Source organism: Xenorhabdus innexi, assembly GCF_002632485.1.
GTDB classification, from domain to species: Bacteria; Pseudomonadota; Gammaproteobacteria; order Enterobacterales; family Enterobacteriaceae; genus Xenorhabdus; species Xenorhabdus innexi.
Genome location: NZ_NIBU01000089.1, coordinates 7,675 through 10,907, shown reverse-complemented (window position 1 = coordinate 10,907; position 3,233 = coordinate 7,675). Strand labels below are relative to the sequence as shown.

Annotated in this window: 5 protein-coding genes; all 5 read left to right on the top strand. The window is 47.9% G+C overall.

Annotation, left to right across the window (positions count from 1 at the left end):
• Nucleotides 1–182: phage head closure protein (locus tag Xinn_RS18800; RefSeq protein WP_153043418.1), on the top strand; the 182-nt coding region annotated here is incomplete at its 5' end.
• Nucleotides 175–477 (top strand): head-tail connector protein, encoded by a 303-nt coding sequence (locus Xinn_RS18795; protein WP_086955665.1) that lies wholly within the window; start codon nt 175–177, stop codon nt 475–477. The genes Xinn_RS18800 and Xinn_RS18795, both read left to right, overlap by 8 nt.
• Nucleotides 477–911: an HNH endonuclease signature motif containing protein gene (locus Xinn_RS18790; RefSeq protein ID WP_086955667.1), complete on the top strand. Its 435-nt coding sequence runs from the start codon at nt 477–479 to the stop codon at nt 909–911. The genes Xinn_RS18795 and Xinn_RS18790 overlap by 1 nt, the downstream gene beginning before the upstream one ends.
• Nucleotides 912–1,036: 125 nt before the next feature.
• Nucleotides 1,037–1,390: a phage terminase small subunit P27 family gene (locus Xinn_RS18785; RefSeq protein WP_013185044.1), complete on the top strand. Its 354-nt coding sequence runs from the start codon at nt 1,037–1,039 to the stop codon at nt 1,388–1,390.
• Nucleotides 1,387–3,048 carry a terminase large subunit gene (locus Xinn_RS18780; RefSeq protein WP_086955669.1) on the top strand — a complete coding sequence of 554 codons (1,662 nt, stop codon included), beginning with the start codon at nt 1,387–1,389 and terminating at the stop codon, nt 3,046–3,048. The genes Xinn_RS18785 and Xinn_RS18780 overlap by 4 nt, the downstream gene beginning before the upstream one ends.
• Nucleotides 3,049–3,233 lie beyond the last annotated feature (185 nt).

The following is a 3,233-nucleotide window of genomic DNA, read 5'->3' as shown; positions in this document are numbered from 1 at the left end:
TGTTATCCGAAGCCACGGTGCGTATCTGGCTGCGTTACCGTGATGATATCACCACAACAAACCGCATTGTCTATCAAGGTGCCAGCACCCACGGCAAGAGCTTTGCCATCGTTGCCGTTATCCCTGATCCGAAACACACCCGTCTGGAACTGCTTTGCAAGGGAGGCGTGAAATATGTCTGATATTGAAATTTCCCTCAGTGAAATCAAACAACATTGCCGGATTGATGAAAGCGACGCCCTTGATGATGCGCTCCTTACCGCTTACGCCGAAGCCGCTCTGGAAGTCTGCCAGCAACATATCGGTAAGCGGTTTGATAATGGCCTGAGCTTCACGCCAGCAATCAAGGTAGGTTGCCTGCTTTATATCGGTTTGCTGTATGAAAATCGGGAAATGGCAACCGATATTGAGCTAAAAGAAGTCCCGTTTACCATTAAATCCCTGTGGTCAGTCTATCGTGATGTGGGAGTCTACTAATGCCGTGGCAGCCCTTAAAGCGATGTAGCTACCCATACTGCCGCGAGCGGGTGAAATCAGGCCGATGCGAGCAACACCAGCGGGAAGCCAGACGCCAGCAGGATAAGCAACGAGGCACCCGAACCCAACGTGGCTACAGTAACCGATGGGGACGTTATCGGCTGCACTACCTGAAAGCTAATCCGTTATGCGTTCATTGCTTACCGCAGGGTATTTACACGTCTGCCATCATTGTGGATCACATTATCCCGATACAGGGTGATGCTGATGTGCTGTTCTGGCCTGCATCCAATCATCAAGCGTTATGCCAAACCTGCCATAACCGGAAAACCGTACAGACTGACCCCATGACTAAAGCGAAGCGCAAGCAGGGGATCTATCGGCAGCAGGAAACCGAAGCAGCAAGGTATCGGGGCTGGTTATCAAAAGAATAATAACGAAACGAAATAACGGGGTGGGGGTATCAAAAATGACAAATGTCCCTTCCAGCGGAACCGCCCCCTCCTTCAATTTTTACGCACGGCAGTTTTTTTGAAAATAAAACAACAAGGAAAAAATCATGGCAAGAGCGCCAAAACCGCCAACTTACCTTAATGATATCGCAGCCAGTCAATGGAAGGCCAAAGGTAAAATTCTCAGTGAGCGGGAAGACCTGAACGCCGCTGACTGGAACAATTTAGAACTGTATTGCGTGAACTATGCCATTTACCGAAAAGCGGTAGCAGACCTTGATATCAGAGGCTTTAGCATCATTAACAGCCAAGGCAGTGAGAGCCGAAACCCGTCATTGAGTGCCAAAGCCGATGCCGAAAAAATCATGATAAAAATGTCGTCATTGCTGGGTTTTGATCCTGTGTCACGGCGTAAAAATCCGGTGGAAACCGAGGAAGAAGACGAGCTGGATCGCCTATGAACGCATGGGAACAATACGCATTTGATATCGAAAACGGTAAAATTCCGGCCTGTAAACGCGTCAAACAGGCAGTAAAACGCTACTTTAACGACCTGAATAACCCGCTTTATACGTTTGATTCTGAAGTTGTGACGCGTTTTATTGCCTTTTCCCGTGTTTGTCCCCATGTCAAAGGTCATTTGCGCGGTAAGCCCATCATTCTAGAGCCGTGGCAACAGTTCGCCTTTGCTAACCTGTTTGGCTTTAAGATGAAGGCAACCAGACGCAGAAAGTATCGGAGTGCTTATATTCAGGTGCCGCGCAAAAATGCGAAATCCACCGTTGCCGCAATACTGGCTAACTGGTTTCTGGTGATGGAGCAAGGGCAGCAGGATATTTACACCGCCGCCGTCAGCCGTGATCAGGCGCGTATCGTATTTGATGATGCCCGCCAGATGAGCCTGTTATCAAAACCGTTGAAAAAACGGGTAGCTATCCAGCAACACAAAGTCACTTATTCGAAAACCAACAGTTTGTTAAAACCGCTGGCCGCCAAAGCCGCCACCATTGAAGGGACTAACCCCAGCCTCGCTATTGTCGATGAGTATCACTTACACCCTGATAACGCGGTTTATTCTGCCCTTGAGCTGGGAATGGGCGCACGCCCCGAAGGTATCCTGTTTGCCATCACCACCGCAGGCAGTAATGTTATTTCGGCCTGTAAGCAGCATTATGATTATTGTTGTCAGATACTGGATGGCGAAGAACAAAATGAATCGCTGTTTGCCCTGATTTACGAATTGGATGACGAGAACGAGATTGATGATGACTCCCTTTGGATAAAAGCTAACCCTAATCTTGATGCATCGGTAGACAGTGCCGCCTTGCATGACATCATCCAGAAAGCCCGTGGTATTCCCTCACAATGGACAGAAATGTTAACCAAACGCTTTAATATTTGGTGTCAGGGTGAAACCCCGTGGATGGGCGTAGGGGCATGGAAAGCCTGCCAGCAAGATTATGATGAAAACGATCTCATAGGGCTGGAGTGTTACGCTGGGCTGGATTTGTCTTCAACAGGGGATATCACTAGTATCTGCTACACCTTCCCCGTGGATAACGAACTGTTATTACTGACCCGTCATTACTTGCCCGAAGCACAGTTACAAAATCCCGCCAATAAGAATCGGGCGGTGTATCGACAATGGGCGCAAGCAGGCTGGATACATACCACCACAGGCGATTGCATTGATTATGACCGTATCCGTGATGATATTCTCAACGACAGTCAGCAGTTTGATATCAAGCTGGTGGGGTTTGACACATGGAACGCCACGCATCTACGTACCCAATTACAGGGTGCAGGGCTGGATGTTGAACCTTTCCCGCAAACCTATATGCGCTTTAGCCCTGTGGCAAAATCTGCCGAGGTATTCGTTAACCGCAAAGTTATTCGTCACAACGGCGATCCGGTGCTGGCGTGGGCAATGTCCAATGTGGTGATGGAAACCGACGCGAACGCCAACATTAAACCGAATAAGAAGAAATCAGCAAACAAGATAGACCCTGCTATTGCGTTCCTGATGAGTTTTGGTACATGGCAAATAGAACATGAAGAGTTTGCATTTAACTTAAGTGAAGAGCAACAAGAGCGCCTTAAGATGTTTAATGGAATATAACGCAAAAAGTTAAACTGTTTTACTGATTCGCTTATTGAACCCCCTCTCTGTCAGCATAGTTGTCACCCTCATTAACAACGCTGATGGAGAAAAAAATGACACGTATTTCACCTGAACGTAAATCTGCCGCACTGGCTAAATTGCTACCACCGTACAACATGACTGTGACTGCGGTTGCACAAATG